24 protein-coding genes and 1 tRNA gene are annotated in these 24,174 nt (G+C 72.0%); 6 read left to right on the forward strand and 19 right to left on the reverse strand.

Annotated features, from left to right (window positions below; translation table 11 throughout):
- Positions 1 to 120 precede the first annotated feature (120 nt).
- The 5 genes from ACGF3C_RS18865 to ACGF3C_RS18885 all read right to left on the reverse strand — a co-directional run bounded on the left by ACGF3C_RS18865 (position 121) and on the right by ACGF3C_RS18885 (position 4,819).
- Entirely contained in the window at positions 121 to 354 is a 234-nt protein-coding gene (locus tag ACGF3C_RS18865) for a zinc-ribbon domain-containing protein (RefSeq protein ID WP_357228558.1), read from the reverse strand.
- A 206-nt stretch (positions 355 to 560) separates the two neighbouring features.
- Entirely contained in the window at positions 561 to 1,430 is an 870-nt protein-coding gene (locus ACGF3C_RS18870) for an SRPBCC family protein (RefSeq protein ID WP_357228561.1), read from the reverse strand.
- Complete coding sequence (locus ACGF3C_RS18875; protein ID WP_393223466.1) at positions 1,423 to 1,980, reverse strand: ArsR/SmtB family transcription factor; 558 nt, start codon at positions 1,978 to 1,980, stop codon at positions 1,423 to 1,425. The genes ACGF3C_RS18870 and ACGF3C_RS18875 overlap by 8 nt, the downstream gene beginning before the upstream one ends.
- Positions 1,981 to 2,081: 101 nt before the next feature.
- Positions 2,082 to 3,425, reverse strand: a complete 1,344-nt coding sequence (locus ACGF3C_RS18880) for a class I SAM-dependent methyltransferase (protein ID WP_357228567.1) — start codon at positions 3,423 to 3,425, stop codon at positions 2,082 to 2,084.
- Positions 3,422 to 4,819: an FAD-binding oxidoreductase gene (locus ACGF3C_RS18885; protein ID WP_393223470.1), complete on the reverse strand. Its 1,398-nt coding sequence runs from the start codon at positions 4,817 to 4,819 to the stop codon at positions 3,422 to 3,424. The genes ACGF3C_RS18880 and ACGF3C_RS18885 overlap by 4 nt, the downstream gene beginning before the upstream one ends.
- A gap of 93 nt (positions 4,820 to 4,912) precedes the next feature.
- Here ACGF3C_RS18885 and ACGF3C_RS18890 point away from each other — a divergent pair, with 93 nt between their 5' ends.
- Both ACGF3C_RS18890 and ACGF3C_RS18895 read left to right on the forward strand, forming a co-directional pair.
- A complete protein-coding gene (locus tag ACGF3C_RS18890; RefSeq protein ID WP_357228573.1) occupies positions 4,913 to 5,383 on the forward strand; it encodes a YbaK/EbsC family protein in 471 nt (156 codons plus the stop codon).
- Positions 5,384 to 5,447: 64 nt separating this feature from the next.
- Complete coding sequence (locus ACGF3C_RS18895; RefSeq protein ID WP_357228575.1) at positions 5,448 to 6,161, forward strand: RICIN domain-containing protein; 714 nt, start codon at positions 5,448 to 5,450, stop codon at positions 6,159 to 6,161.
- Positions 6,162 to 6,209: 48 nt separating this feature from the next.
- Here the strand turns inward: ACGF3C_RS18895 and ACGF3C_RS18900 are convergent, their stop codons facing one another.
- Positions 6,210 to 7,565: an MFS transporter gene (locus ACGF3C_RS18900; protein WP_393223475.1), complete on the reverse strand. Its 1,356-nt coding sequence runs from the start codon at positions 7,563 to 7,565 to the stop codon at positions 6,210 to 6,212.
- A gap of 1 nt (position 7,566) precedes the next feature.
- On the opposite strand from ACGF3C_RS18900, the gene ACGF3C_RS18905 reads away from it, so the two are divergent.
- Positions 7,567 to 8,574 (forward strand): helix-turn-helix domain-containing protein, encoded by a 1,008-nt coding sequence (locus ACGF3C_RS18905; RefSeq protein ID WP_357228755.1) that lies wholly within the window; start codon positions 7,567 to 7,569, stop codon positions 8,572 to 8,574.
- A gap of 401 nt (positions 8,575 to 8,975) precedes the next feature.
- Here ACGF3C_RS18905 and ACGF3C_RS18910 read toward each other — a convergent pair whose 3' ends face one another.
- From ACGF3C_RS18910 to ACGF3C_RS18945, 8 genes are all read right to left on the reverse strand, one after another.
- Positions 8,976 to 9,440, reverse strand: a complete 465-nt coding sequence (locus ACGF3C_RS18910; RefSeq protein WP_355005532.1) for a hypothetical protein — start codon at positions 9,438 to 9,440, stop codon at positions 8,976 to 8,978.
- A gap of 28 nt (positions 9,441 to 9,468) precedes the next feature.
- A complete protein-coding gene (locus ACGF3C_RS18915; RefSeq protein WP_357228750.1) occupies positions 9,469 to 11,421 on the reverse strand; it encodes a VWA domain-containing protein in 1,953 nt (650 codons plus the stop codon).
- 2 nt (positions 11,422 to 11,423) lie between these two features.
- On the reverse strand, positions 11,424 to 12,884 hold the full coding sequence (locus tag ACGF3C_RS18920; RefSeq protein WP_357228747.1) for a sigma 54-interacting transcriptional regulator: 1,461 nt from the start codon (positions 12,882 to 12,884) through the stop codon (positions 11,424 to 11,426).
- 57 nt (positions 12,885 to 12,941) lie between these two features.
- Positions 12,942 to 14,018 (reverse strand): hypothetical protein, encoded by a 1,077-nt coding sequence (locus ACGF3C_RS18925; protein ID WP_393223480.1) that lies wholly within the window; start codon positions 14,016 to 14,018, stop codon positions 12,942 to 12,944.
- 76 nt (positions 14,019 to 14,094) lie between these two features.
- A complete protein-coding gene (locus ACGF3C_RS18930) occupies positions 14,095 to 14,745 on the reverse strand; it encodes a response regulator transcription factor (RefSeq protein WP_393223483.1) in 651 nt (216 codons plus the stop codon).
- On the reverse strand, positions 14,742 to 15,986 hold the full coding sequence (locus ACGF3C_RS18935) for a sensor histidine kinase (protein ID WP_393223486.1): 1,245 nt from the start codon (positions 15,984 to 15,986) through the stop codon (positions 14,742 to 14,744). Before ACGF3C_RS18935 ends, ACGF3C_RS18930 begins: the two co-directional genes overlap by 4 nt.
- A gap of 55 nt (positions 15,987 to 16,041) precedes the next feature.
- Entirely contained in the window at positions 16,042 to 16,539 is a 498-nt protein-coding gene (locus tag ACGF3C_RS18940; protein ID WP_030331463.1) for a hemerythrin domain-containing protein, read from the reverse strand.
- Positions 16,540 to 16,544: 5 nt separating this feature from the next.
- On the reverse strand, positions 16,545 to 17,525 hold the full coding sequence (locus ACGF3C_RS18945) for an aldo/keto reductase (protein ID WP_393223489.1): 981 nt from the start codon (positions 17,523 to 17,525) through the stop codon (positions 16,545 to 16,547).
- 70 nt (positions 17,526 to 17,595) lie between these two features.
- Here ACGF3C_RS18945 and mgrA point away from each other — a divergent pair, with 70 nt between their 5' ends.
- Positions 17,596 to 18,591, forward strand: a complete 996-nt coding sequence (mgrA, locus tag ACGF3C_RS18950) for an L-glyceraldehyde 3-phosphate reductase (RefSeq protein ID WP_357228734.1) — start codon at positions 17,596 to 17,598, stop codon at positions 18,589 to 18,591.
- A 27-nt stretch (positions 18,592 to 18,618) separates the two neighbouring features.
- Here mgrA and ACGF3C_RS18955 read toward each other — a convergent pair whose 3' ends face one another.
- The gene (locus ACGF3C_RS18955) at positions 18,619 to 19,548 is read right to left on the reverse strand and encodes a lytic polysaccharide monooxygenase (RefSeq protein WP_393223493.1); all 930 of its coding nucleotides are present in this window, start codon (positions 19,546 to 19,548) and stop codon (positions 18,619 to 18,621) included.
- Positions 19,549 to 19,672: 124 nt separating this feature from the next.
- Here ACGF3C_RS18955 and ACGF3C_RS18960 point away from each other — a divergent pair, with 124 nt between their 5' ends.
- On the forward strand, positions 19,673 to 19,795 hold the full coding sequence (locus ACGF3C_RS18960; protein WP_030490864.1) for a 50S ribosomal protein L36: 123 nt from the start codon (positions 19,673 to 19,675) through the stop codon (positions 19,793 to 19,795).
- Between the two features lie 157 nt (positions 19,796 to 19,952).
- Here the strand turns inward: ACGF3C_RS18960 and ACGF3C_RS18965 are convergent.
- A tRNA-Ala gene (locus ACGF3C_RS18965) sits at positions 19,953 to 20,025 on the reverse strand.
- Between the two features lie 88 nt (positions 20,026 to 20,113).
- Positions 20,114 to 20,704 (reverse strand): YqgE/AlgH family protein, encoded by a 591-nt coding sequence (locus ACGF3C_RS18970; RefSeq protein ID WP_355005543.1) that lies wholly within the window; start codon positions 20,702 to 20,704, stop codon positions 20,114 to 20,116.
- 321 nt (positions 20,705 to 21,025) lie between these two features.
- On the opposite strand from ACGF3C_RS18970, the gene mdlC reads away from it, so the two are divergent.
- Positions 21,026 to 22,621: a benzoylformate decarboxylase gene (mdlC, locus tag ACGF3C_RS18975; RefSeq protein ID WP_357227872.1), complete on the forward strand. Its 1,596-nt coding sequence runs from the start codon at positions 21,026 to 21,028 to the stop codon at positions 22,619 to 22,621.
- 6 nt (positions 22,622 to 22,627) lie between these two features.
- Here the strand turns inward: mdlC and ACGF3C_RS18980 are convergent, their stop codons facing one another.
- Positions 22,628 to 23,581, reverse strand: coding sequence for a hypothetical protein (locus tag ACGF3C_RS18980; RefSeq protein WP_393223497.1), 954 nt, complete (start codon positions 23,579 to 23,581; stop codon positions 22,628 to 22,630).
- Between the two features lie 45 nt (positions 23,582 to 23,626).
- Entirely contained in the window at positions 23,627 to 24,151 is a 525-nt protein-coding gene (locus tag ACGF3C_RS18985) for a hypothetical protein (protein ID WP_357227876.1), read from the reverse strand.
- Positions 24,152 to 24,174 lie beyond the last annotated feature (23 nt).

A 24,174-nucleotide genomic window follows, 5' to 3' on the forward strand; every position in this document is an offset into this window, starting at 1 on the left:
GCGCGGCGGCGTCTACGCCGACCGGGGGTGCAGGGCGGGCGGGCAACGGTGTGCACAGCCACGTCGACCGAGGACGTCTGTCGACCGATCAGCCAGCAGAGGAAGCGTTCCATCGTCGGATCAGCCGACCGGAAGGCGCTCGGCGTCGGACCTGGCAACCTCGTACTCCGCCCCGCAGAACGTGCACTGCTGCGCGTACCGGGTGCGGATCGGGATGAGGGGAATGAAGAAGAGGGTGAATTTCGTCGAGCGGCGGGTGATCACCTGCGCGGCCTGGTTGCCGCAGTGGCGGCAGACCTGCTGCACGACACCGGACCGGTCGACCTTGGTACGCAGACCAAAGATGAAGAACATCGCCAGGCAGTACCCACCCAACCGCGAAAAGTCACCAGATCCCGGCAGCGGATCAGGGAAAGCCGGGCGACGGACGTACAAGATCGTGCTCGATCCTGGATGTAGTGGCTTCCGGGGCGAACGAGGCCACTACATCCCTGATCGAGCACGATCAAGGCGGGCGATCAACGCATGACGATCACGGTGACACGACCACAGTGCGGCTGTCAGCCTGCCGGCGCGGGCTCCAGGCCGGGGATCTCCTCGGAGAGCCAGATCGGCTGCCAGTTCGGCATCTCGTGGAAGCGACGCAGCTCGAACAGCCCGGCAACCGACCCGCTCCAGGCCCCGTACGGCGGGTTGGCCTCGTCGAAGCCGCTCTGCACGAAGGTCAGCGTGGTCCGGCCACCGGACTCGGCCAGCTCCCAGCTCGTCACGCCGGTCGGACCCCAGTCGACGGACATCCGGCGGCCGGGCTCCAGGTCGACGACCTTGGCCGCGTAACCGGTCTCGAAGCCGCCCATGGCGTACCGGCCGCCGACCCAGGGCTCGATGCCGATCGGGTAGCCGAACCAGGCGCTGGCCTGCTCGGAGTCGGTCAGCGACTCCCACACCTTGTCGACGGGGGCGGCGATGACCAGCTCACCCCGCAGGTCGGCGGAGGTGAAGTCGGTGCGGGGCAGCAGTGGCCTGCCCTCCAGGTGGGCGGCCAGGTTGGCGATGGACAGCGCCCAGTACGTCTGGAGCACGCCCCGGATGGTGGAGCCGCTCATCGCCTCGGCGAAGTCGAAGTGACTCTGGATCAGCGTGAGCACCGTGCTGTCGGTGCCCTCGGCGGTCAACTGGAACTCGGTGGTGGTCTCCACGCCGTCGAGCAGCCAGCTGAAGCGCAGCGTGTCGTCGTCGGCGTGCAGGAGCCGCTGGTGCGGGGCGTCGCCTTCGGGCGTGTAGCGACCCCAGAACTCGTACCGCCGGGGCAGCTCGACCTCGGCGTGCTCGGCCAGCCAGAGACGCAGCTCGGCCGGGTCGGTCAGGGCCTGGCGGACGCGCCCGACGGGCGCGGAGAGACGGGCCTTGACCTTCATCGGCTCACTCATTGTCGTTCCCTTTCGGATAGCAGGCGACGGCCAGCTTGAAGGCATCTCCTTCGCTGCCGCCGTAGCGGGTGAACAGGTCTTGAAGCGCGGTTTGCAGGTCGTGCAGGAACTGCTGACGCTGCTCGGCCGGCACCCGGATCTCGCCGGAGACCCCGATCGAGGGCAGCTCTGGTGCCGCCCGGTCCAGGCCGGCGATGTCGGCCTGGACCTCCTCCATCAGGTCGAGCAGGTAGCCCAGGCTCAGTTCGTCGCGGGCCCGGCGCAGGCCGATCCGGCCGACGAGTCGCGGGGAGAGCCAGTAGGAACGGGCGGCGGCCTGGTAGATGCCTTCGGTGATGCCGCGGACCTTGCGTTCCTTGACCAGCTCGACGAGGCCAGCCGCGACGAGCTGCTTGACGTGGTAGTAGACGCGCTGTGGCGTCTGGTCGAGTCGGGCCGCGACCTCGGTGCAGGTGCGCGGCTCGGCCAGTTGCCGCAGCACCTCGACGCGATGCGGCTTGAGCAGGACTTCGGCCTGCTCGATCTGCTCCAGGTACAGGACGTCTCTCATGGCAAAATCAGTTTGTACGTACAAAACTTCTTTGTCAATCGCTTCGCGAGAAGCCGCGCCGACTTTTCTCGACGCGGCCTCAGGCGACGGTCAGCAGGTGATCAGGGCAACCAGTCCGGCCGCAGCGGGTAGCCGCTCACTCCGTTCGGGCCGTTGTGGGTGGCCAACACCTGGTGCAGCTGAATGCCGTTGCGCTCGAACGCCATCCGCGACCCGGCCATGTAGAGCCCCCACACCCGGGCGGTGCCCGCGCCCACCTCCGAGACGCAGAAGTCCCAGTGCTCGACCAGGTTGCGACACCAGGCGGCCAGCGTCAGCGCGTAGTGCTGGCGCAGGTTCTCCTCGTGATGCACCTCGAACCCGGCGTCGTGCACCTCACTGACCAGTCGACCCGGACCGGCCAGCTCACCGTCCGGGAAGACGTACCGGTCGATGAACGCTCCCGAGCGGTGCGGCGCGCGGTTGTCAGCGCGGGTGATGCAGTGGTTGAGCAGTCGCCCACCCTGCCGCAACCGGCTGCGCAGCGCCCCGAAGTACGCCGGGTAGTTACGCACCCCGATGTGCTCGGTCAACCCGATCGAGGAGATGGCGTCAAACTGCTCGGCCGGCGCGTCCCGGTAGTCGAGGTATCGCACCTCCGCCAGCTCGGTCAACCCCTCCCGCTCGATCGCGGCCTGCGCCCACTGCGCCTGCGCCTTCGACAGGGTCACCCCGAGGGCCTTGACGCCGTACTCGCGGGCCGCGTGACGCACCATGCCACCCCAGCCGCACCCGACATCCAGCAGCCGCATCCCCTGCTTCAGCGCCAGCTTGCCCGCGACCAGGTCGTACTTCGCCGCCTGGGCCTGCTCCAGCGTGTCGTCAGGGGACCGGTAAACCGCGCAGGTGTACGTCATCGACGGGCCCAGCACCTTCTCGTAGAAGGCGTTCGACACGTCGTAGTGGTGCGAGATGGCCGTGCTGTCCCGCACCCGCGAGTGCCGCATCCCGTTCATCACCCGCTTCCAGCGGGGCTGCGCCTCCTGCGGCGGTGCCGGCGGCGGCATCAGCCGCTCCCAGCCCAGCCCACGGACCAGCGCCAACCCCTCGGCAAGCGACGGTGGGCGTAACCGCAGCTCGTCCTTGAGCACCCGCAACGCCTCGTACGGGTCGCCCGGGTGCACACCCTGCAACGCCAGGTCGCCACTGACGTAGGCCCGGGCCATGCCCAGGTCACCGGGCGCGGTGAGCAGATAGGACAAACCCCGCTCGGATTGGATCGCCAGGGTGATGCCGGCGTCGGACGGGCCGACGGAACTGCCGTCGTACCCGGTGATCCGCACCGGCAACGGCCCCGAGGTGACCGCGCGGATGACATCCGCGACGGTCGGAACCGGTTGCCGGCCCCCCGCCGGTGGGGTGGCGGGGACGCTCGCCGCCCCCTGATCTCTGTCGGTCAGGCTCATGCTCGTGCTACCGCCTTTTCGTACAGTCCCGTCAGCCGGTGGTCCGGGTCGTAGCGGTCTTTCACCGCGCGCCACGTGTCGCCGCCGTAGAGGCGATCGAAGGCGTCCCGGTCGTAGTACGCGTCGGAGTAGAGCGACTTGTGCCCGCCCGACTCCGACACCCTGCGTTCGATCGTGCGGTTGACGTCGCCGTCGGCGGCGCCCGGCGCGATCGGCACGCTCCCCCAGAACCCGATGTTGACGTAGTCCTGCCCAGGCCGCAGCGGATACAGCGGCCAGGACCGCGCCGAACCGGGCCCCGCCGGCTCACGCAGTCGCAACGGACACAACCACACCGGGTTCATTCCCACCGCGCCGGCGAACCAGCGCAGGAAGTCGGCCGTACGGTCCAGCGGGATCTCCACGTCCTGCACGACCCGCTCCCGGGCCGGTTGCCCGCGCAGCCGGTCGATCCGGGCCGCCACCTGGTGGCGGTGCTCCAACCGGACCAGTCGGTGGTAGAAGTCGCTGCGCCGGTAACGCGCCGGCCAGAGCCTGCGCACGACCGGGTGCTGCGCGCCGAACGCCGACGAGCACCAGAACCAGTCGGTGTCCCAGCGCCACAGATAGTCGTACGCGGTGAGCACGTCGCGGGTGCGCTCGCGCAGCGACCGGTAGTAGATCGACTGACCGGTGTAGTCGCTGGGCGGGTCGGCCCCGTCGGTGAACGTGGCGAAGACCAGGTACGCCTCGCCGGGGCTGAACATCACCCCGTCCATCGCGTCCACCGGTTCGCCGGCCCAGGACCGGGTGGCGGTCACCTCCGCGATCGCGTCGGTCAGCGCCTCCAGTCGGGTGAACCGGACGTTGCGCAACGCCACGTACCGGCCGACCGGTTGCAGCTCGATGCGCAGCCGGGTGGCGTACCCGAGGCTGCCCAGCGAGTTGGGGAACGCGGTGAACAGGTCGGCGTGCTCGCCGTCGGGTCGGGCGGTGACGATCTCGCCGGAGCCGGTGAGCACGTCCAACTCCTGGACGGACTCGTGCGGCAGGCCGTTGCGGAACGAGGTCGACTCGATCCCGAGGCCGGTCACCGCGCCGCCCAGCGTGATGGTGCGCAACTGCGGCACCACCAGCGGCATCAGCCCGTGCGGCAGCGTCGCGTCGACCAGGTTCTCGTAGGTGCACATGCCCTGGACGTCGGCGGTGCGGCCGGCCGGGTCGACCGACAGCACGCCGTTCAGGCCACTCACGTCGAGCCCCGGAGTCCGGGGAGCGGACCGGGGGCGGAACAGGTTGGAGGTGCGTTTGGCCAGCCGGACAGGCTCGCCAGTGGGCACCGCGGCGTACGACCGCCGCAGCGTGTCCACCGCTTGATCATGGTCAATGGGGTGATCCACACGCTCAGCGCGCATGTGATCACCTTACGCTCGCCTCTTGGAAAGCGTGGGATGTCGGCGGTGGCAGTTTCCCGTCCGGTGGCAGGCCCGACGGCTACCGTGGCGGGCATGCCATCGCCAGCGATCACCGCCCTGGACGCCGCCCAACTGCCGTATCGGCTGGTCAGCCACGGTGCCGTCGGCAGCCTCGCGGAGGCAGCCGCCGCCCGGGGCGTGACCGTCCCCGACGTGGTCAAGACAATTGTGGTCCGGCGCGGCGAAGACGATCACCTGTTCGTGCTCACCCCCGGCGACCGGGTCATCTCCTGGCCCAAGCTGCGCGCCCTGCTCGGGGTGCACCGGCTCTCCATGCCGGACGCGGCGGGAGCACTGGCCGCCACCGGCTACGAACGCGGCACCATCACCCCGTTCGGCGCGAGCACTGCCTGGCCGGTGATCGCCGACGAGCGACTGCGCGGCCGCGAGATCACCCTCGGCGCCGGCGAGCGGGGTCTCGCCATCGCGATCGACGCCGACGCCGCGATCGCCGCCCTCGACGCCACGGTGGCCGACGTCACCGACGAGCAGCCCACCCGCTGAGCCTCGCCGACCCCCGCACCGCCGGGCTGGCTCCGGCGCGACATCGTGGGTGAGGATGGCGCGTATGTCAGCGCCCGAGGAACGCCCCGACCCCGCCGGCACCGTCTACGGCGGTCACCGGGCACCTCGCTCCGGCCCACTGGCCGATCCGTTGCTGCGGGTCGCGGTGGCGGTCGGGGCCGTCGGCGTACTCCTGGGGGTCGTCTTCGCCACCGGGCTGCTCGACGGTGACGACGAGCCGTCGGTGCCGGCGTCGGTCGGTACGCCGTCCAGCGCGGCGCAGCCCAGCGAACCGGCCGGCGAGCCGAGCCCGACCGCACCGGCCGAGCCGTCACCGACCCCGTCGGCAAACACTCCGGCCGCCCCGCCCACCGGGCCCCGGGTGCTGCGCGCCACCTCGGGCCTCTGCCTGGGGCTCGACGGTGACGGTAAGGAGGCCAAGGCCGAGTTGGCCGTGTGCACCGGCACCCCGGAGCAGCAGTGGGTGGTCAGCCCGGCCGGCACGGGCGTGCTGTCGTTGACCAACGCCGCGTACGGGCAGTGCCTCGACGTCGAGGGTGGCAGTCAGGACGACGGCGCGCGGTTGCTGCAGTTCCCCTGCCACGGTGGGGCCAACCAGCAGTGGCGGTTCGGCGGGACCGGCACCAGCGCCGTCCTGCTCATCGCCGCGCACAGCAACAGGTGCGCCCAGGCCGACGACGACGCCGTCGAGGCGGGCGACGACATCCGGCAGCGACAGTGCGACGGCCGGCCGGCCCAGCAGTGGACAGTGAGCTGACCGGCCGACGCGTCGCACGTCCCGTGCGGCCGTCAGGTTCAGCGCGGTTCAACCCCGCAATCTCCACGCCCTGGGCGCGGTCGCGGCGACCAGCACGGCCTCCGGCACCGGTCGGCCCGGTCGGCGGCGCAGCAGCAACGACAGCCCGGCGGCGCCGATCGACAGCGCACCCGCCACGTACCAGGCCATCGCGTAGTCGCCCAGCCGGTCCCGGACCAGCCCCGCGCCGGTGGCGGCGACCGCCGCGCCCAGTTGGTGCGCGGCGAACACCCAGCCGAACACCACAGCTCCGGCGCCACCGAAATACTCCCGGCACAGCGCCACCGTCGGCGGCACCGTGGCCACCCAGTCCAGGCCGTAGAAGACGATGAACACCAGCATGCTCGGCTCGGCGTTGCCGGAGAAGAGGCTCGGCAGCACCAGCAGGGACAACCCGCGCAGCGCGTAGTACAAGCCGAGCAGCAACCGGCTGTCCACCCGGTCGGTGAGCCAGCCGGAGGCGATGGTGCCGACAATGTCGAAGACCCCCACCAGAGCGAGCAACCCGGCCGCCGTGGTCTGGGCCATGCCGTGGTCGTGCGCGGCCGGCACGAAGTGGGTACCGACCAGGCCGTTCGTGGTCGCCCCGCAGATCGCGAAGCCTCCGGCCAGCAGCCAGAACGGTCGGGTCCGGGCCGCGGTGGCCAGCGCGCCGATCGCCCGGGTCGCCGCGCCGCCGGTCGCCGGCGGCGCCGCGACGACCTCGGTCGCCCCGTAGGCGGGCAGACCGAGATCCGCCGGGTGCTCGCGCAGCAGCCACACCACCAGGGGTACGACCGCCAGCGCCGCCGCGGCCACCACGAGTGCGGCGGTACGCCAGCCGTGATCGCGCACCAGGATGGCGATCAGTGGCAGGAACACCAGTTGCCCGGCCGCCCCGCCGGCGGTCAGCACTCCGGTGACCAGGCCCCGCCGGTGCACGAACCAACGGCCGGTGACGGTGGCCACGAACGCCAGCGCCATCGAGCCGGTGCCCAGCCCCACCAGCACACCCCAGCAGAGCAGGAGCTGCCAACTGGCGGTCATGAAGACCGTCAGACCGCTGCCCGCAGCGACCAGCAGCAACGCCACCGAGACCACCCGGCGGATGCCGAACCGGTCCATCAGGGCGGCCGCGAACGGCGCGGTGAGCCCGTAGAGCAGCAGGTTGACCGAGACGGCCGCGGAGATCGTGGCCAGCGGCCAGCCGAACTCCTCGTGCAGCGGGTGCAGCAGCACCGACGGGGTGGCGCGGAAGCCGGCCGCGCCGACCAGCGCCACGAAGGCGACGGCGGCGACCAGCCAGGCGGGATGCAGACGTCGGTTCTTGGTCACCGGACAAGTCTGAGCTGGTCCACACACCTCGGCGAGTGGCCGGAAAGCCATCATGCGCAATAATCGGGCCATGACCGATCGCCCGCACCGGATCGCCGTACTCGCCCTGCACCAGGTGGTCGGCCTGGACCTCGGCACCCCGTCCCAGGTCTTCGGCACGGCCCGGGCCGCCGACGGGACACCCTTCTACGACGTCCGGGTATGCACCCCGGGTCGGCAGCCCGTACGCAGCACCGCCGGCTTCCAGGTGCTCCCCGACCACGGGCTGGAGTTGCTCGACACCGCCGACACGGTGATCGTCCCCGGCATCCACGACGGCACCGTCCTGTCCTCGGGCATCGTCGAGCCGGAGGTGACCGAGGCGCTGCGCGCGGCGTACGAGCGGGGTGCCCGGATCATGTCGATCTGCACCGGAGCGTTCGTACTCGCCGCCGCCGGGCTCCTCGACGAGCGGCGGGCGACCACCCACTGGGCGTACGCCGAGCAGTTCCGCCGCCTGCACGACCGGGTGGACCTCGACCCGGGCGTGCTCTTCATCGCCGACGACCGGGTGCTCACCTCGGCCGGAGTCGCCGCCGGCATCGACCTCTGCCTGCACGTCATCCGCCTCGACCACGGCAGCGAGGTGGCCAACCGGGCGGCCCGCCGCTGCGTGATGCCGCCGTGGCGCGACGGCGGTCAGGCGCAGTACATCGAGCAGCCGGTGCCGAAGGTGACCGACACCAGCACGGCGGGAGCCCGGGAGTGGGCGCGGCAGCGGCTGCACGAGCCGATCGCGCTGCGCGACCTGGCCGAGCAGGCGCGGATGAGCGTGCGCACCTTCACCCGACGCTTCCGTTCGGAGACCGGCCTCAGCCCGGCGCAGTGGCTGCTGCACCAGCGCACCGACCACGCGAGACTGCTGCTGGAGACGACCGACCTCACCGTCGACCAGATCGCCAACCGCTGCGGTTTCGGCACCACCGCCGCCCTACGCCAGCAACTTCACCAACGCATCGGCGTGGCCCCGTCCACCTACCGCCGCACCTTCCACCCCCGCCCCGAACTAATCAAAACCTGACCGCACCCCAGCGCCCCGCGCTGCGCCCCCGCAACCCGCGCTGCGCCCTCGCGATCTTCCACCCCCCGCACCGCACCCCCGCGCCCTCCGCCCCCGCGCCCCCGCACCCCGCACCCCGCACCCCGCACCCCGCACCCCGCACCCCGCACCCCGCGATCTTGCACTTCCGGTCGCCCGTATGCACGGTTTGACCCAATTACGGGGACAGAAAGTGCAAGATCGCGTGGAGCAGGGGCAGGGGGCACGGGGTAGGGCTGGGCCGATCTCGTCCCGGTCCGGGCAGCACTACTTGCGGGCTTGATGACTGTGGGTCATCAAGATGACCCACAGTCATCACGCTCAACGGAGCACGGCACCCGTGCCGGGTCACACTGATCAGCCGCCGCCCGTACCGCTGCCGCTCAGGACCGGAGCAGGTGCAGTTGGGACTGGTGCTTCGGCAGGTGCACCCGGGTGTGCAGGTCCAGGGTGCGGGACCAGGGCAGTGGCTCGTCGACGACGAGGTCGAAGCCCTCGCGTAGGTGCGTCTCGACCGGGGTCTCCGCTGCCAGGCCGAGCTGGTCGACCAGCCCGCACAGCCGGTCGCTGGTGCCGTGCAGCAGCGCGGTCAGGCCACGCAGGCCACCCTGCTCGGCGGCGAGCGCGTCGAGCTGCGGGCGGTGCACGTCCTCCTCCAACTCGTAGTAGGCGAACGGCGACCCGGCCAGCAACGCCTCGGTGGCGTGGATCATCAGCTCGTCGTTGGCGACCAGATGCGCGACGATCTGCTCGGCACTGAGCTGGCCCTCCGGGGCCGGACCGAACCCGCCAGCGTCGACCTCCGCGAACAGGGCACCGTAAGCCCGCCGCAATCCCCCGCTCTCCATCCCCCCAGTCAACCCGCCGCGGCAGGAGTTAGCGGCGGGATTGGCGGGAGCGGAGGTAGTCGCTGACCACGTACTCGCCCAGGTCGCCGGTGTCCGGCGTGAACATGCGACCCCGGCTGCGGCGGGCCACCGCGTCGACGAATCGTCGCAGGCCCGGATCGTCACCGAGCATGAACAGGTTGAGCGTGGCACCGTAACGGCTCAGCCGGTCCACCTCGCGGACCGTCGCCTCGATCGTCTCCGGCAGCGGCGGCCAGTGGAACAGCGCCTCCCCGTCGTCCGGATCCAGGTGCGCGGTCGGCTCGCCGTCGGTGACCACCAGCACGATCGGCTCGGCGTCCGGGTGCCGGCGCAGGTATCGGCCCGCCAGCCGCAACGCGTGCTGGAGGTTGGTGCCCTGCTCCATGTCCGGCTCCACGGCCGCCAACTCCTGCTGGGTGAGCGTCATCGCCTCCCGGCCGAAGCCCACGATCTGCAGGGCGTCCTGTGGGAAGCGCGTCTCCATCAGGTGCGCCAACGCCAGCGCCGTCTGCTTCATCGGCCCCCAACGACCCTGAGAGATCATCGAGTACGACAGGTCGACGCAGAGCACCACAGCGGCCGAGGCGCGCCTCTCGGTCTCCACCACCTCGAAGTCGTCCACCGCGAGCTGCACCGGGACCGTCGGCCCGGCCCGACTGACCGCCCGGGTCAACGTGCGGACCACGTCCAACGGTTGCTCGTCGCCGTACTGCCAGGGCCTGGACGCGCCGCTGACCTCGCCCGCCGCACCGGCCGAACGCAGGTCGTGCTGGCCACGCGGCCCGGCGGTCAGCTCCGCGAAGACCTGCCGCAGCGCGGTCCCGCCGAGTCGGCGCAGCGCCTTCGGGCTCAGTGTGAGCCCCTCCGCGTCCCGGCTGACCCAACCCTGGCGGCGCAACTCCCGCTCCAGGTCACGCAGACGGCGAACGTCATCGGCCGCGTCCCGGCCCAGCGTGCGCGCCACCGCGTCGACGTCCACGTCGTCGAGGGTCGCCCCCGGGTGTTCCTGGTCGAGCTGGTCCAGCAGGTCGTCCAGGTCGCCGATCTCACCCAGCGCGCCGGCCGCGTCGGCGTAGTCCAACGGCTGGTCGCCACGGACCCGCTCGCCCCGCCCCCAGCGCAGATCGGGTCGCAGCGCGCGCAGGTTCGCGTCGAGCGCGGACAACTCCCCCGCGAGGCGGTCGCCGAGCGACTGCTGCATGAGGCCGGCCAGCTCGGCGCGCTGCCGCTCGGAGAGTGAGTTCATCAGCCGCTCACCGGCCGCCGCCCGACGGGCCAGCACGTCGATCAACTCGTCGACGTTCTCCGGCTTCTCCGGGAAGAAGTCACCATGTCGGCGCATGAACTCGGCGAACGCGTCGGTGGTGTCCTCCGCGCGACCGTGCCGGGCCAGCAGGTCGTTCAGATCGCCCATCATCTCGGCGAGCCGCTGCTGGGCGGCCGGGTCGGCGGAGGCGCGCACCGCGTCGCGCATCCCGGCGAAGCGCTGGCCGAGCACGTCGTCGCGGAGTTGGTCGAGGATCTGCTGGTACGCGCGGCGGGCGTCGTCGCTGGCCCACTGGTAGCCGGACAGCTCCTCCACCGCCCGCGCCGTCGAGCGCGGCAGATTGTCCAGCACCGCCTCGGCGAACCGCGCGGCGTCGTCGTCGCGACCCCGCAGCTCGTCCCGCTCGGCGGCGAGGGCCTGGTCGAGCAGGGCCTGGGCCCGGGTCACCGCCCCGTCCAGGTCGCCCCTGCGCAGCGCCTCCCGGCGCAGCCGCCGAGCCCGGGCGGCCAGGTCGTCCAGGCCACCCCGTCCCTGCGGGCCACGGCGCAGCAGGTCACGCAGTGCCTCCCGCAGGCTGCCGCCGGCCAGCACCTCGGCACCGACCGCGTCCACCGCCTCGCGCACGTCGTACGGGGGTGCGAGCGGGTCGGGCCCGCCGTTCCACTGCCCGTAACGGAACCGGTTGCCGGCCACGGTCAGCCCCGGCCGCCGTAGACGGTGCGCCCCGAGTCGGTGACGTCCTTGCCGAGCCGGCGGGTCAGGTGCAGCCCCTCCAGCACGAACTCGACGGCGGCAGCGGCCTCCTCCGAGGTGGGCGCGTCACCCAGGTCGAGCCGGTCCAGGACCTTCGCCAACCCGGGTACGGTGCCGACCTGGCGCAGCAGCTCGGCGGCGCTGACCAACTCGCCGGTCTCGATCGCGGCGCCGTCCTCGACCAGGGCGGTGAACCCGGACAGGTCCAGCCCGGCCAGGCGGGCCCGGAACGTCTCGGCGGTCGCCGTACGCAGCAGGTGCGCGAGGATCTCGGTCTCCCGACCCTCCTCGCCGCTCTCGAACTCGACCTTGCCGCGCAGCGTGCTCGTCACCGACACCGCGTCACCGACGCGGGCGACGGCGGCCTCGGGGCGTCCGTCCGGGGTGTCGGAGGCGGCGAGCAGACCGGCGCGACGCAGCGCGGCACCGGCGACCGTCTCGGCGGCGGCGATGGCGAAGCGGGCGGAGACACCGGAGCGCGGGTCCACCGACGGCGACTCCCGGACGGCGCGGGCGAAGCGGGCCAGCACCTCCAGCACGTGTTCGGGCACCTCGGCGACCACGTCGGCCTCCTGGCGGATCAGCGCCAGCTCCAGCTCCAGCTCGACCGGGTAGTGGGTGCGGATCTCCGCGCCGAAACGGTCCTTGAGGGGAGTGATGATCCGGCCCCGGTTGGTGTAGTCCTCCGGGTTGGCGCTCGCCACCAGGAGCAGGTCCAGCGGCAGGCGCAGCTGGTAGCCGCGGACCTGGATGTCCCGCTCCTCCAGCACGTTGAGCAGGGCCACCTGGATCCGCTCGGCCAGGTCGGGCAGTTCGTTGACGGCGAAGATGCCCCGGTTGGTGCGTGGCACCAACCCGAAGTGGATGGTTTCCGGGTCGCCGAGGGTACGACCCTGGGCGATGCGGATCGGGTCGACGTCGCCGATCAGGTCCCCGACGCTGGTGTCCGGGGTGGCCAACTTCTCGCCGTACCGCATCGAACGGTGCAGCCAGCCGATCGGCAGGTCGTCACCGGCCTCGGTGACCTGGGCGACCGACGCCGGGGTGAGCGGGTGCATCGGGTGCTCGTTGAGCACCGAGCCGGGCAGAACGGGGGTCCACTCGTCGAGCAACGCGCCCAGTGAGCGGATCAGTCGGGTCTTGCCCTGGCCGCGCTCGCCGAGCAGCACCATGTCGTGCCCGGCGAGCAGGGCCCGCTCGACCTCGGGCAGCACTGTGTCGTCGTAGCCGACGATGCCGGGGAAACGGGTCTCGCCGGAGCGCATCCGGGCGAGGAGGTTGTCGCGGAGTTCCTGCTTGACGGTGCGGTACTGGTGACCGGCCGCCCGTAGCGCGCCGAGCGTGCCGGGCAGGTCGGCCGGTGGAACCGGGATTACCGGGGTAGGCGCAGTCACCCGACCCACGCTAGCTCACATTCGCGGGGGCGCCCCGGGCATCAGGGGGCACCCCCGCTCCCACCCTCAGCCCCGATCGCAACGCCGGCAGGCACCGCGGCGGCGCAGGTGGTACGCGTACGTGGCGACGCCGAGGGCCACGCCCCACAGCGGCCAGAGCAGCATCGGCGCCCCGGTCATGCTGAACCCGCCGGTCAGCCGCCAGAACTCGGGATTGCTGAGCAGCCCCAGAGAGGCCGCGGTCACGGAGATGGCGACCAGGGTGGCCGGCACCACGGCCAGCTTCACCGGCACCCGACGGCCGGCCAGGCCGAGCATCCAGCGCGGGAACCGCTCGCCCCAGCGCTGCACCAGTCCGAGGGTGAGGATCGCGCCGACGCTGGCGAAAGCGCCCAGCCCGAGCCCGGCCCAGACCAGCCCGGTGTCCTGCATCTCGGTCAGGAACTCGCGGGAGATGCCGAGCGGGACGCCGGCCGCCCAGGCGAACCGGGTGACCGCGTACGTCAGGGGGATCACCGCGGCGATGCCGGCGGCCCACCGGCCCCAGCGGGTGGCGGCGGCCGGGGTGGTCCACCCCTTGCCGGTGTCGGCGCGGCCGCAGCCGACGCAGGCCCCGGCGGTACGGCGCTGCCAGGCGAGTACCGCCCCGACCAGCAGCAGCCCGCCGGCCAGCGCCGCGAACCGGGCGAACAGCGCCCAGTTGAAGACATCGGAGTAGTCGATGGGCGGCCAGCCGAACGGTGCCCCGACGATGAGTATCGGCAGGTAGCCGAGGACGATCAGCACTCGGACGTCCGGCACGATCAGGACAAGGACGAACGCGACCGCCCAGCCGTAGCCGGCGAGCAGCGCCCGCAGCGGGCCGGGTGATCGCGCAGCCGGGCGGCTCATGGCCAGGGCGGCCACCGCGGCGGTGAGCAGCACACCGGAGAAGAGCGGGGTGGCCACCTCCACCGGCACCAGGCGGAGCAGGCTGACGTCGCCGCCGTGGGGGTCGTTCGGGCCGAACGGGTAGCCGGCGCCGGTGAGCGTGCCGAGCAGGGCGAGCACGCCCCACAGGCCGAGCCAACCGGCGGCCAGTGGGGCCAGCCGGTCCGGCCAGCGGGAGTCGGTACGGGGCAGAGATGCAGTTATCGTCGTCATGCTCTCAGCCTCGACTGGCAGCCGCCGGATTCCCTCCCGGCCGGCGGTGAACCCGCTCCCCCGGTGGAGGGACCGATCAGCCGGACGGGGTGACGAAGCCGGACTCGTAGGCGGCGATGACCGCCTGCGTGCGGTCGCGGACCCCCAGCTTGGCCAGCACGTTGCCGACGTGCGTCTTGACCGTCTCCACCCCGACCACCAGGTGCGCGGCGATCTCCGGGTTGGACCGGCCAGTGGTCATCAACCGCAGCACCTCGGCCTCCCGTTCGGTGAGCCGGGCGGTGCTCAACCGGTCGCCGCCCGCCGGCCCGTACGCCCCGACCAGTTGGCGGATCGCGGCCGGGAAGAGCAGCGACTCGCCGGCCGCGACCACCCGGACCGCCTCGACCACCTCGGCGGGCCGGGCCCGTTTGAGCAGGAACCCCGAGGCACCGGCGCGCAGCGCCTCGTAGACGTACTCGTCGTTGGCGAAGGTGGTGACCACCAGCACCCGGGGCGGGTCGGCGGAGGTGGCCATCAGGTGCCGGGTGGCCTGGATGCCGTCGATGCCGGGCATCCGTACGTCCATCAGCACCACGTCGGGCCGGTGCCGGGCGACCAGCGGCGGCACCTCGGCACCGTCGGCGGCCTCGGCGAGCACGTGCAGGTCCGGTTGGGCGTCGATGATCGCTCGCAGCCCGATTCGGATCAGCTCGTCGTCGTCGACGATGAGCACCCCGGTGGTCATCGGGTCTCCTCGTAGGGCAGGCGGGCCCGGATCAGCCACCGGTCGCCGTCCGGGCCCACTGTGATCCGGCCGCCGAGCAGCAGCACCCGCTCCCGCATGCCGTCCAGACCCCGACCGCCCCGCCCCAGCCGGGACCGGTGGGGGTGGCTCACGGCGTTGACCAGTTCCAACTCCAGCGCGTCCGGGTGCAGGTCCAGGCGTACCGTCACCGGACCGTGGCCGTGTCGGGCGGCGTTGGTCAGTCCTTCCTGGACGATCCGGTAGCCCTCCCGGGAGACCACAGCGGGCGCCCGCGCCGGGTCGCCGGAGCGTTGCGCGTGCACGGCCAGGCCGGCCGCGCGCGCGTCGGTGATCAGCCGGTCCAGGTCGGCGAGGGTACGCTGCGGCGCCACCACGGGCCGGTCGCGTCCGTTCTCCCGGAGCAGCCCGAGGACGTGGTCGAGGTCGTCCATCGCGGTCCGCCCGACGTCCTCGATGGCGGTGAGCGCCCGCCGGACGAACTCGGGGTCGGTGTCGAGGACTTCACGGGCGGCCCCGGCCTGGAGGGTGGCCACTGTCAGCGCGTGGCCGACGGAGTCGTGCAGCTCCCGGGCCAGCCGGTTGCGTTCGGCGAGCCGGGCGGCCCGTGCTTCGAGGGCGGCGATCCGCTCCGCCTGGGCCGGGCCGAGCAGCACCGGCGCCATGGACCCGGCGAGCGCGCCGAGACCGGCGACCGCGTAGCCGAGGACGACCAGCAGGAGCACCCCGGTCACTGTCAGCCAGCCGCTGTCCTGTCCGTCCAGTGGCCCGAACTGTTCCCGGCTGATCAGCTCGGTGCCGATGCCGAACTGTTGGGCGATGAACGCCAGTGCCATCGGCAAGGCGCTGAACAACCCGATCATCACCAGCGCGCCGACGATGAGGTGGGTGGCGATCCAGAGCGCGCTGCGCAGCCGGGTCTCCCGGTCGCCGTGGTGGCCGGGCGCGGGGTCGGGCAGGTCGACGCCGAGAAGGGCCCGGACGGCGGCGATCTCCAAGGCCCGGCTGCCGTCCAGCAGCAACGGGACGACGGCGATCAGTACGGCGATGACCAGCAGGACATAGACCATCGGACGGGGGATCGCCGAGTCGGCGAGCAGTTGGGCGAAGGTCACCGCGAGCAGCCCGTACGGCAGTGCCAGCACGCCGCCGAGCAGCAGGAACACGCCGCGTCGCCAGGTGGTGCCGGCGACCAGCGGGGCCAGCGCCGCTCGGAGGGTCACCTCGTCATTCTGCTGCCCGGACGGGTCCCGCCGACTCCCCCGCGTCGGGGAGATGTCAGCGGTGGTCGGCGACGTACTGCTGCGGGTCCTTGTCGCGGAACGGCAGGTTGCGGCCGTTCTTGTGCTCGCCGTAGAAGGTCAGCCAGCGTTGGCCCAGCTCGGCGCGGAGTTCGGTGCTGGCGTGCCGGCGGAAGTCGGGCAGCGCCTCGTCCTCTTCCTCGGCCAGGTGTTCGCTGTTCTCCCGGCGGGCGGTGCCGACCGCCTCCCACCACTGGTCCGAGCCGACCGGGTGCAGTTTCGCCTCGGCGATGGCGTCGCGGATCTTGTTGTGGTCGCCGATCGCGTCGGCGGTCTCGTCCTCGCCGTCGTCGCCGTGCTTGACCAGGTGCGGGTAGAGGATCGCCTCTTCCGCCTCGGCGTGGATGTCCAGGTGCAGGGCGAGAGCGTCCCAGATGGCGAGCATCTCCTGCTCGTCGCGGGCGTCGTCGAGGCGGGCGAAGCCACGCCGGAAGGCGGCGTGGTCGTCCAGGATCAGTGCGGTGATGTCGTCCACTGTGCTCACTTTCCGGTTGGGTTGCCGATCCGGGCACGCAGCATCGCCGGCATCGCGGCGAGCCCGGTGATCGGGCGGAAGCGTTTCGCCGCCTCGGCCAGCGCCGTGTACTCGTCGTCGGCGAGGTCGATGTCGGCGGCGGCGGCGTTGCGTTCCATCTGCTCGACCCCGGACGCCCCGGGGATGGCGAGCACGTTCGGGTGGCGCAGCAGGTAGGCCAGCGCGATCTGGCTGGGGGTGGCGTCGTGGGCGTCGGCGACCTGGCGCAGGGTGTCGATCAGGGCCGCGCCGCGCTCAAGGTTCTCCGGCAGGAAGTACGGGTTGGCCCGCCGGACCGCACCGGTCGGCGGGTGCTTGGCGTCGTAGCGGCCGGAGAGGAAGCCCTGCGCCAGCGGGCTGTACGCGATGACCACCCGGCCGGCCTGCCGCGCGTACGGCAGCAGGTCCTGCTCGGGCGCGCGGTCCAGCATGCTGTAGCGGACCTGGTTGCTGAGCACCCGCCGGCCGAGCGCGGCTTCGGCGATCTGCCAGCGGCGCAGCCCGTAGTTGCTCACGCCGACGTCGCCGATCAGCCCGACGTCCTGCAGGGTCCGCATGCCGCGCATCGTGGTGTGGTCGGCGACCAGCGGGTTGTGCTGGTGCACCTGGTAGAGGTCGATGCTGGTGACGCCGAGCCGGGCCGCCGAGGCGACCGCCCTCTGCTGCACGACAGCGGCCACCGGCAGCACCGGCAGGATCTTGCTGGCGATCACGACCTTCGGCCGGTCGTCGCCGAGGGCCGCGCCGAGGATGCGTTCGCTGCGCCCGAAGCCGTAGATCTCAGCGGTGTCGAAGACCGTCACACCCAGCTCGACGGCCCGCCGGACGATCTGCGCCGCCTGCCGCTCGAAGTCCGGGCCGTACCCCCACTCCCTGGAGCCGAACTGCCAGGTGCCCAACCCGATCTTGGACAGCGGTTTGGGGGTGTCGAGCGCAATGAAACGCATGGCGTCGAAACTACCCCGATGTCCTGGTTTCCACGCCCGATCCACGCCAGGGCGGGCCGGAGCTAGGCTCATGATCGTGACTTACCTCGCCGCGGATGACCGCTACGACACCATGACCTACCGGCGCAGCGGACGCAGCGGCCTGCGACTGCCTGCCGTCTCGCTCGGGCTGTGGCACAACTTCGGTCCGGACCGCCCGTTCGAACGGCAGCGCGACATCGTCCGCCGCGCCTTCGACCTGGGTGTCACCCACTTCGACCTGGCCAACAACTACGGCCCGCCGCCCGGTTCGGCGGAGGAGAACTTCGGCCGGATGCTCGCCACCGACCTGAAGCCGTACCGGGACGAGTTGGTCATCTCCAGCAAGGCCGGGTACCTGATGTGGCCCGGCCCGTACGGCGAGTGGGGCTCGCGCAAGAACCTGATCTCGTCGCTGGACCAGTCGCTGGGCCGGATGGGGCTGGACTACGTCGACATCTTCTACTCGCACCGGTTCGACCCGGACACCCCGCTGGAGGAGACGATGGGGGCGCTCGACGCCATCGTCCGCTCCGGCAAGGCGCTCTACGTCGGCATCTCGAACTACAACTCGGAGCAGACCACGCGGGCCGCCGCGATCCTGCGCGAGTTGGGTACGCCGCTGCTGATCAATCAGCCGTCGTACTCGATGCTCAACCGCTGGACCGAGTCCGACGGCCTGCTCGACACGCTGGAGCAGGTCGGTGCGGGCTGCATCGCGTACAGCCCGTTGGCGCAGGGCCTGCTGACCGACCGCTACCTGGGCGGCATTCCGGCCGACTCGCGGGTTCGCACCAGCGTCTTCCTCAACGAGAGCGACCTCAGCGACGAGAAGATGGCCACCATTCGTGGGCTCGGCGCGGTCGCCGAGGGGCGCGGCCAGTCCCTCGCTCAGCTCGCGTTGGCCTGGGCGCTGCGTGACCCGCGGATGACCAGCCTCATCATCGGCGCGAGCAGCGTCGAGCAGTTGGAGACGAACATCGCCGCGCTGGACAACCTCGACTTCACTGCCGACGAGTTGGCCGAGATCGAGCGCCACCTGGGCTGAACACCGTCGGGTTCCGGGCGGGTCGGTTCACCAGATCCGGCGCCGCCCGGCCCGGTGGTTACGCACCTCGCACTGCCGGCCCACCGGTGCTGCGGCGCTGCGGCGTCGCCGTCCGGCACCGATCAGCAGCAGCGCCAGGACCAGCACGGTGGCAGCACCGGCCAGCACCGGCCACCGACCGCCGAGGGTGGTCACCGACGCCACCGGCACGCCCGGGTCGGCCGCCGCCGCCACCGCCGCCTCGGTGGCGGCCGGCCCACTCGCGGCGGTACGCGGCGCGCTCTTCGGCGCGGCGGCCTTCGCCGGGGTGGGGGTGGCCGTGGCACCGGTGGCCTTGGCACCGCGGAACACCACGTCGGAGCAGGAGTAGTAGGTGTCCGGCGTGTTGGAGTTCTGCCAGATCGTGTAGATCAGCTGTCGGCCACTGCGGCCCGCGGGCAGCCGGCCCGCCAACTGGTACGCCCCGGCCCGCACCGGCGGGTCGGTCAGCGTCAGGAACGGGCGCGACTCCAGATCCGCCCAGGTCAGCTTCTTGCTCGGGTCGTAGTCGGGCGTGGTGACGTAGAGCCGGAAGGTGCCCCGGTGCTCGATGGTGGTCCGGTACCGGAAGGTGAACTTCGCGCCGGTGGTCAGCGTGGTGCTGGGCCAGTCGGTGCGGGGCAGGTCCAGTCCCCGGTACGCGGACAGCCCGCCGCTGCACAACTCACCGTCCGGGATCCGTTCCCGATCTCGCCCGTTGATCGTGGAAACGCGCACGTTGTCCCATTCGCGGACCGCCGCGCCGGCCTGGATCGCCGCCCGGCAGGCGCTGGTGGTCGCGTACCGGCCCTCGGGGCCACAGGCAGCCGCGCGACTGATCGGGTCGGTCGGGGCGCCGTGGGCGGCTGCGGGTGTGGCGGCCAGCGGCACTGTCGCGGCAGCGACCAGCACCGTGGCGACGAGCCGGCGTACGGGCATGAGGATGACCTCCGCCCACTGGTACGGCTGGCAGACGGCAAAGGTTCGACGCTGACCGGCCGGGAATCCGGCGGGTGGGTACGGCGTTTCGATACTCGGAACCGCTGGCACCGAGGAGGCAGACATGAAGGTACGTAGCTCGTTGCGTGCGCTCAAGCAGAAGCCGGGTTCGGTGGTGGTCCGCCGTCGCGGCCGGGTGGTCGTGGTGAACCGCGCCAACCCGCAGTGGAAGAGCCGCCAGGGCTGATAGGCCCCACACGGACATAACAGTCGAACAGCGCCCTGACCGGATACCGGTCAGGGCGTTTTCGACCGAGTGGGGTGGCTCCACGATGCGGCAGAATACCGCCAACAACAGCAGAACGCCCTGGTCGGATAATCCCGACCAGGGCGTTTCTCAAGGGTGGAGCCGAGGGGACTCGAACCCCTGACCCCCACACTGCCAGTGTGGTGCGCTACCAGCTGCGCCACGGCCCCTTGCTGTTCTCCCGGTCGCCCGGGCACTGGGAAACTATACACAGACCGGCCCGCATGGTCATCTCGCGGGGTCCCCCGCCAGGCCGGGTCAGTTGAGCGCCACGTCCGGCGGAAAGTGCGCGACGGCGGCCATCATTCCGCCCTGTCGGCGCAGCACCATCGGCCACAGGTCGTCGGGCCGGTCGACGAAGGCGTCCCCGGGCAGCCCGTCCAGCACGAACCAGGACCCGTCGGCGATCTCCTGCTCCAACTGGCCGCTGCCCCAGCCGGAGTAGCCGGCGAAGACCCGGATGCCGCCGATGCTCTCCCGCAGCCGCTCCGGGTCGACCGAGAGGTCGATAGTGCCGACCGCTCCGGAAACCTGGTGGAAGCCCTTCACCCGGCGCATCGGGTGCCGCATCCGGGCGAGGCAGATGGCCGAGTCGGGCTGCACCGGGCCACCCTCGAAGAGCACCGCCGGGTGGCGGGCCAGGTCGCTCCAGTCACCGAGCACCTCGGCCACCGGCACCTCGGTGGCCCGGTTGAGCACCACGCCGAGCGCGCCGCCAGGCTCGTGGGCGACCAGCATCACCACCGTACGGTCGAAGTTCGGATCCTTGAGCGCCGGAGTCGCAACCAGCAGCCGCCCGGTCATCGACTCCATCGCTCGTCCGCCGATCGCCTGGCCCTCTCCCTGCATGCCACACACCCGTCAACCGTGAGCCCGCGCCGGGCGTCGGTCATCGACCGGATCCGCCCGCCGCATCGGGTTCAGCCGCGCTGTCAACGCCATGCCTGGCACCATAGCCTGCGTGCTGGGTGCTGGCTAAGGTCTGACCGGCGGGTGATCGGACAGTTAAGACGAAGGGCCGACGCACCCGGCGGCGGAGCTCCCGGTGATCGACCGATCGGAGCCACCGGCGGCCGAGAAACGCCCGAAAGGTCCGTCACATCCCGATAGATTCGGCTGATCGGGAGGGCGAACGCGGTTGCCCCTGCCCGCGACACGGAGGCGGGTGCGATGGCAACTGTCCGGGACGCGACGTACGACGTGCTCCGCACCCTCGGTATGACCACTGTCTTCGGCAACCCTGGGTCCACCGAGGAGCCGTTCCTCCAGGACTTCCCCTCCGACTTCCACTACGTCCACGCGCTGCACGAGGCGACGGCCGTCGCGATGGCCGACGGCTACGCCCAGGCCACCGGGATGCCCGCCCACGTCAACCTGCACACCGCGCCGGGCACCGGCAACGGCATGGGCAACCTGGTCACCGCCTGGCACAACAAGACCCCGCTGATCGTCACCGCCGGCCAGCAGACCCGGGAGATGCTGCTCCTGGAACCCCGGCTGGCCAGCCGCCGGCCCACCGAACTTCCGCAGCCCTACGTGAAGTGGGCCTACGAGCCGGCTCGGGCGCAGGACATCCCCGCCGCGATGCTGCGGGCGTACGCGACGGCGGTGCAGCCACCGGCCGGGCCGGTCTTCCTCTCCCTGCCGATGGACGACTGGGCCCAGCCGGCCGACCCGCCGCCCGCGCCGCGAACGGTGGCCACCCGGTTCGCGCCGGACCCACAGCGGTTGGAGGAGTTCGTCCGCGTGCTGGCCGGCAGCCGCAACCCGGTGCTCGTGTACGGGCCGGGGGTGGACCGTTCCGCGAGCTGGTCGACGGCGGTGGCGCTGGCGGAGCGGCTCGCCGCGCCGGTCTGGTCGGCTCCCGCCACCGAGCGGGCGGTGTTCCCCGAGGACCACCCGCACTTTCGCGGCGTGCTGCCGTACGCGATCGGTCCGCTCGCCGATGCGCTGCGCGGGCACGACACGGTGCTGGTCGTCGGCGCCCAGGTGTTCCGCTACTACCCGTACGTGCCGGGCGGGCACCTGCCCGACGGTGCCCGCCTGCTGCACATCACTGACGACCCCGACGAGGCCGCGCGGGCCCCGGTCGGTGACAGCCTGCTCAGCGACCCGGGACTGGCCCTGGCCGCGCTGGTCGAAGGGGTGCCGCCGAGCGACCGGCCGGCACCCGGGCGACGGGACGCGCTCGCGCCGCCGGAGGTCAGCACCCCGATGAGCGCCGACGCCCTGTTCGCCGCACTGGCCGCGCACTGGCCGCCGGACGGCGTGCTGGTCCAGGAGTCACCATCCAATCTGTCCGCGCTGCGTCGTCAGCTGCGGATCACCCGCCCGGCGTCGTACTTCACGATGGCCAGCGGCGGCCTCGGCTACGGCCTGCCGGCGGCCATCGGCATCGCACTGGCCGAACGGGACACCGGGCGCGGTCGCCCGGTGGTGGCGGTGATCGGCGACGGCTCCTTCCACTATTCGGTGCAGGCGCTCTGGACGGCCGCGCGCCTGGCACTGCCGGTGGTGGTCGTCGTCCCGGTCAACCAGCAGTACGCGATCCTCAAGGCGTTCGCCGAGCTGAAGCACACTCCCGGTGTGCCCGGCCTGGACCTGCCGGGGTTGGACGTCGTCGCGATCGCGGCCGGCTACGGCTGCGCCACGCAGGTGGCCGAGACCCCCGACCAGCTCGGCGCGGCGCTCTCCGCCGGGCTGCGCGCCGACCGGCCCACTGTGGTGCCGGTACCGATCAGCACCGAAGTGCCCAGCATCCTCTGAACCGGGTCAGCGTGGTCCGATCGACAGCGGGGCACCGGTGAAGACGTCCAACACCGGTCGGTTGCCCAGCGGTGTCGCCAGGTTCACGGTGACCGGCTCCACCTTCAGCAGGGCGATGCATTCGCCGGTGGCCCGGGTGACGCCGCCACCGACCACCACGACGTCCGGCCGTTCCCACACCAACGGCGTGATCCCGGTGTCGCACGCGCCGACGCCGAGGCGCACTGTCAACCGGGCGCCGTCGACGGCGGCCAGGTCCTGGGCCGCCACCAACCCGTCCGGCAGCGGCCGGGCCGGCGTGGTCGGCTCGGGCACGGGGGTGACGGCCGTCGGCGCGACGGCGAGCCGGACCACCGGCGTGGTCAGCTCCTTGATGGTGAACAGCCAGGCCGGGACCTGCGCCACGCCACGGCTCGTGCGCACCGGCACGGCGTCCAACGTGACAGCGGTGACGGTGAGCGGAAGGCAGGCGGTCTGCGTGCTGCTCGTGACCCACCCGTCGGGCCCCGGTTCGACTGTGGGGCCGCCGGGGGTGGGTCGTCCGGGCCGTTTCGGCCGCCCCGGGCAGGGCAGTGGGTCACCCTGGTCGAGCTGCCGGTACGCCTCGGCGGCACTGACCAACGGCAGCGTCAACCGCCCGTCCGGGAACTGGATCTCGCCGCCGACCCGGGTGGGCGGTATTCCGACCTGCTCGCGGTACCACCCGGCCCGGAAGGCCGCCTCGGTCTCGGGGGTGAAGCCCGGGTCACCGGTGAGCAGGGTCGGCCCCTCCAACGGCACGTAACCCGTGCGCCACTCGACGCCGGGCCGCCACGCCTCGGCGACCTGGGCGGCCCGCTGGGCGAAGGCCGCCGCCCCGTCCGTGCGGCTGGGCGGGCCACCGGCCGGACCGGCGTCGGTCGCGGCACAGCCCGTCAGGAGCAGCAACGGGAGTACGAGCAGCAGGGCGAACCGATTCATGCACGGTTCGACGCCCCCGCCGACCGGCCGGTTCCCGACCTGAGCTCAGGTCTCGCCACCCAGATCCGTCTGGTACGCCTCCCAGAGCAGGTCGGCACCGCGCCGCCGATGTCGGGCCAACCGCCGCAGCAGGTGCCCGGCCCGGTGTCGCAGCTCATCGGGGCGCGCCTCGGGTTGCTCGGCGATCTGCTGAACCGCCAGGATCGCGGCGACGATCGCCACGTGCTCCCGGGTCAGCAGCCGCACCCCGTGGTCAAGTCGTGGCGACTGGCTGAGCAACTCCCGGTAGAGGCCGGTGGGACCTTCGGTGACCCGGACGTGCTCGGCGAAGCCGTGGCGCACCGGACGCAGGCGAAGGAGCACCTCCTCGCGCCAGCACGGCTCGGTGCTCGCGACGGCGACGGCCCGGCCGAGGGCGTGCACGTCACCGGCGAGGCCGGCCGGGCGCGGCACGCCGGGCAGACCGATGGAATGTGGATCGGCGGGGAGCCCCGCCGGATGCGCGACGCGCGCTTGGGCGACGACTGACGGCTGCTGGACCGGACCGGTGACCATTGGCACCTCCCGCACGGCGGCTCTGCTACCCCATACCG

This window comes from Micromonospora sp. NPDC047762 (assembly GCF_043204655.1).
In the GTDB taxonomy this organism is placed as follows: domain Bacteria; phylum Actinomycetota; class Actinomycetes; order Mycobacteriales; family Micromonosporaceae; genus Micromonospora.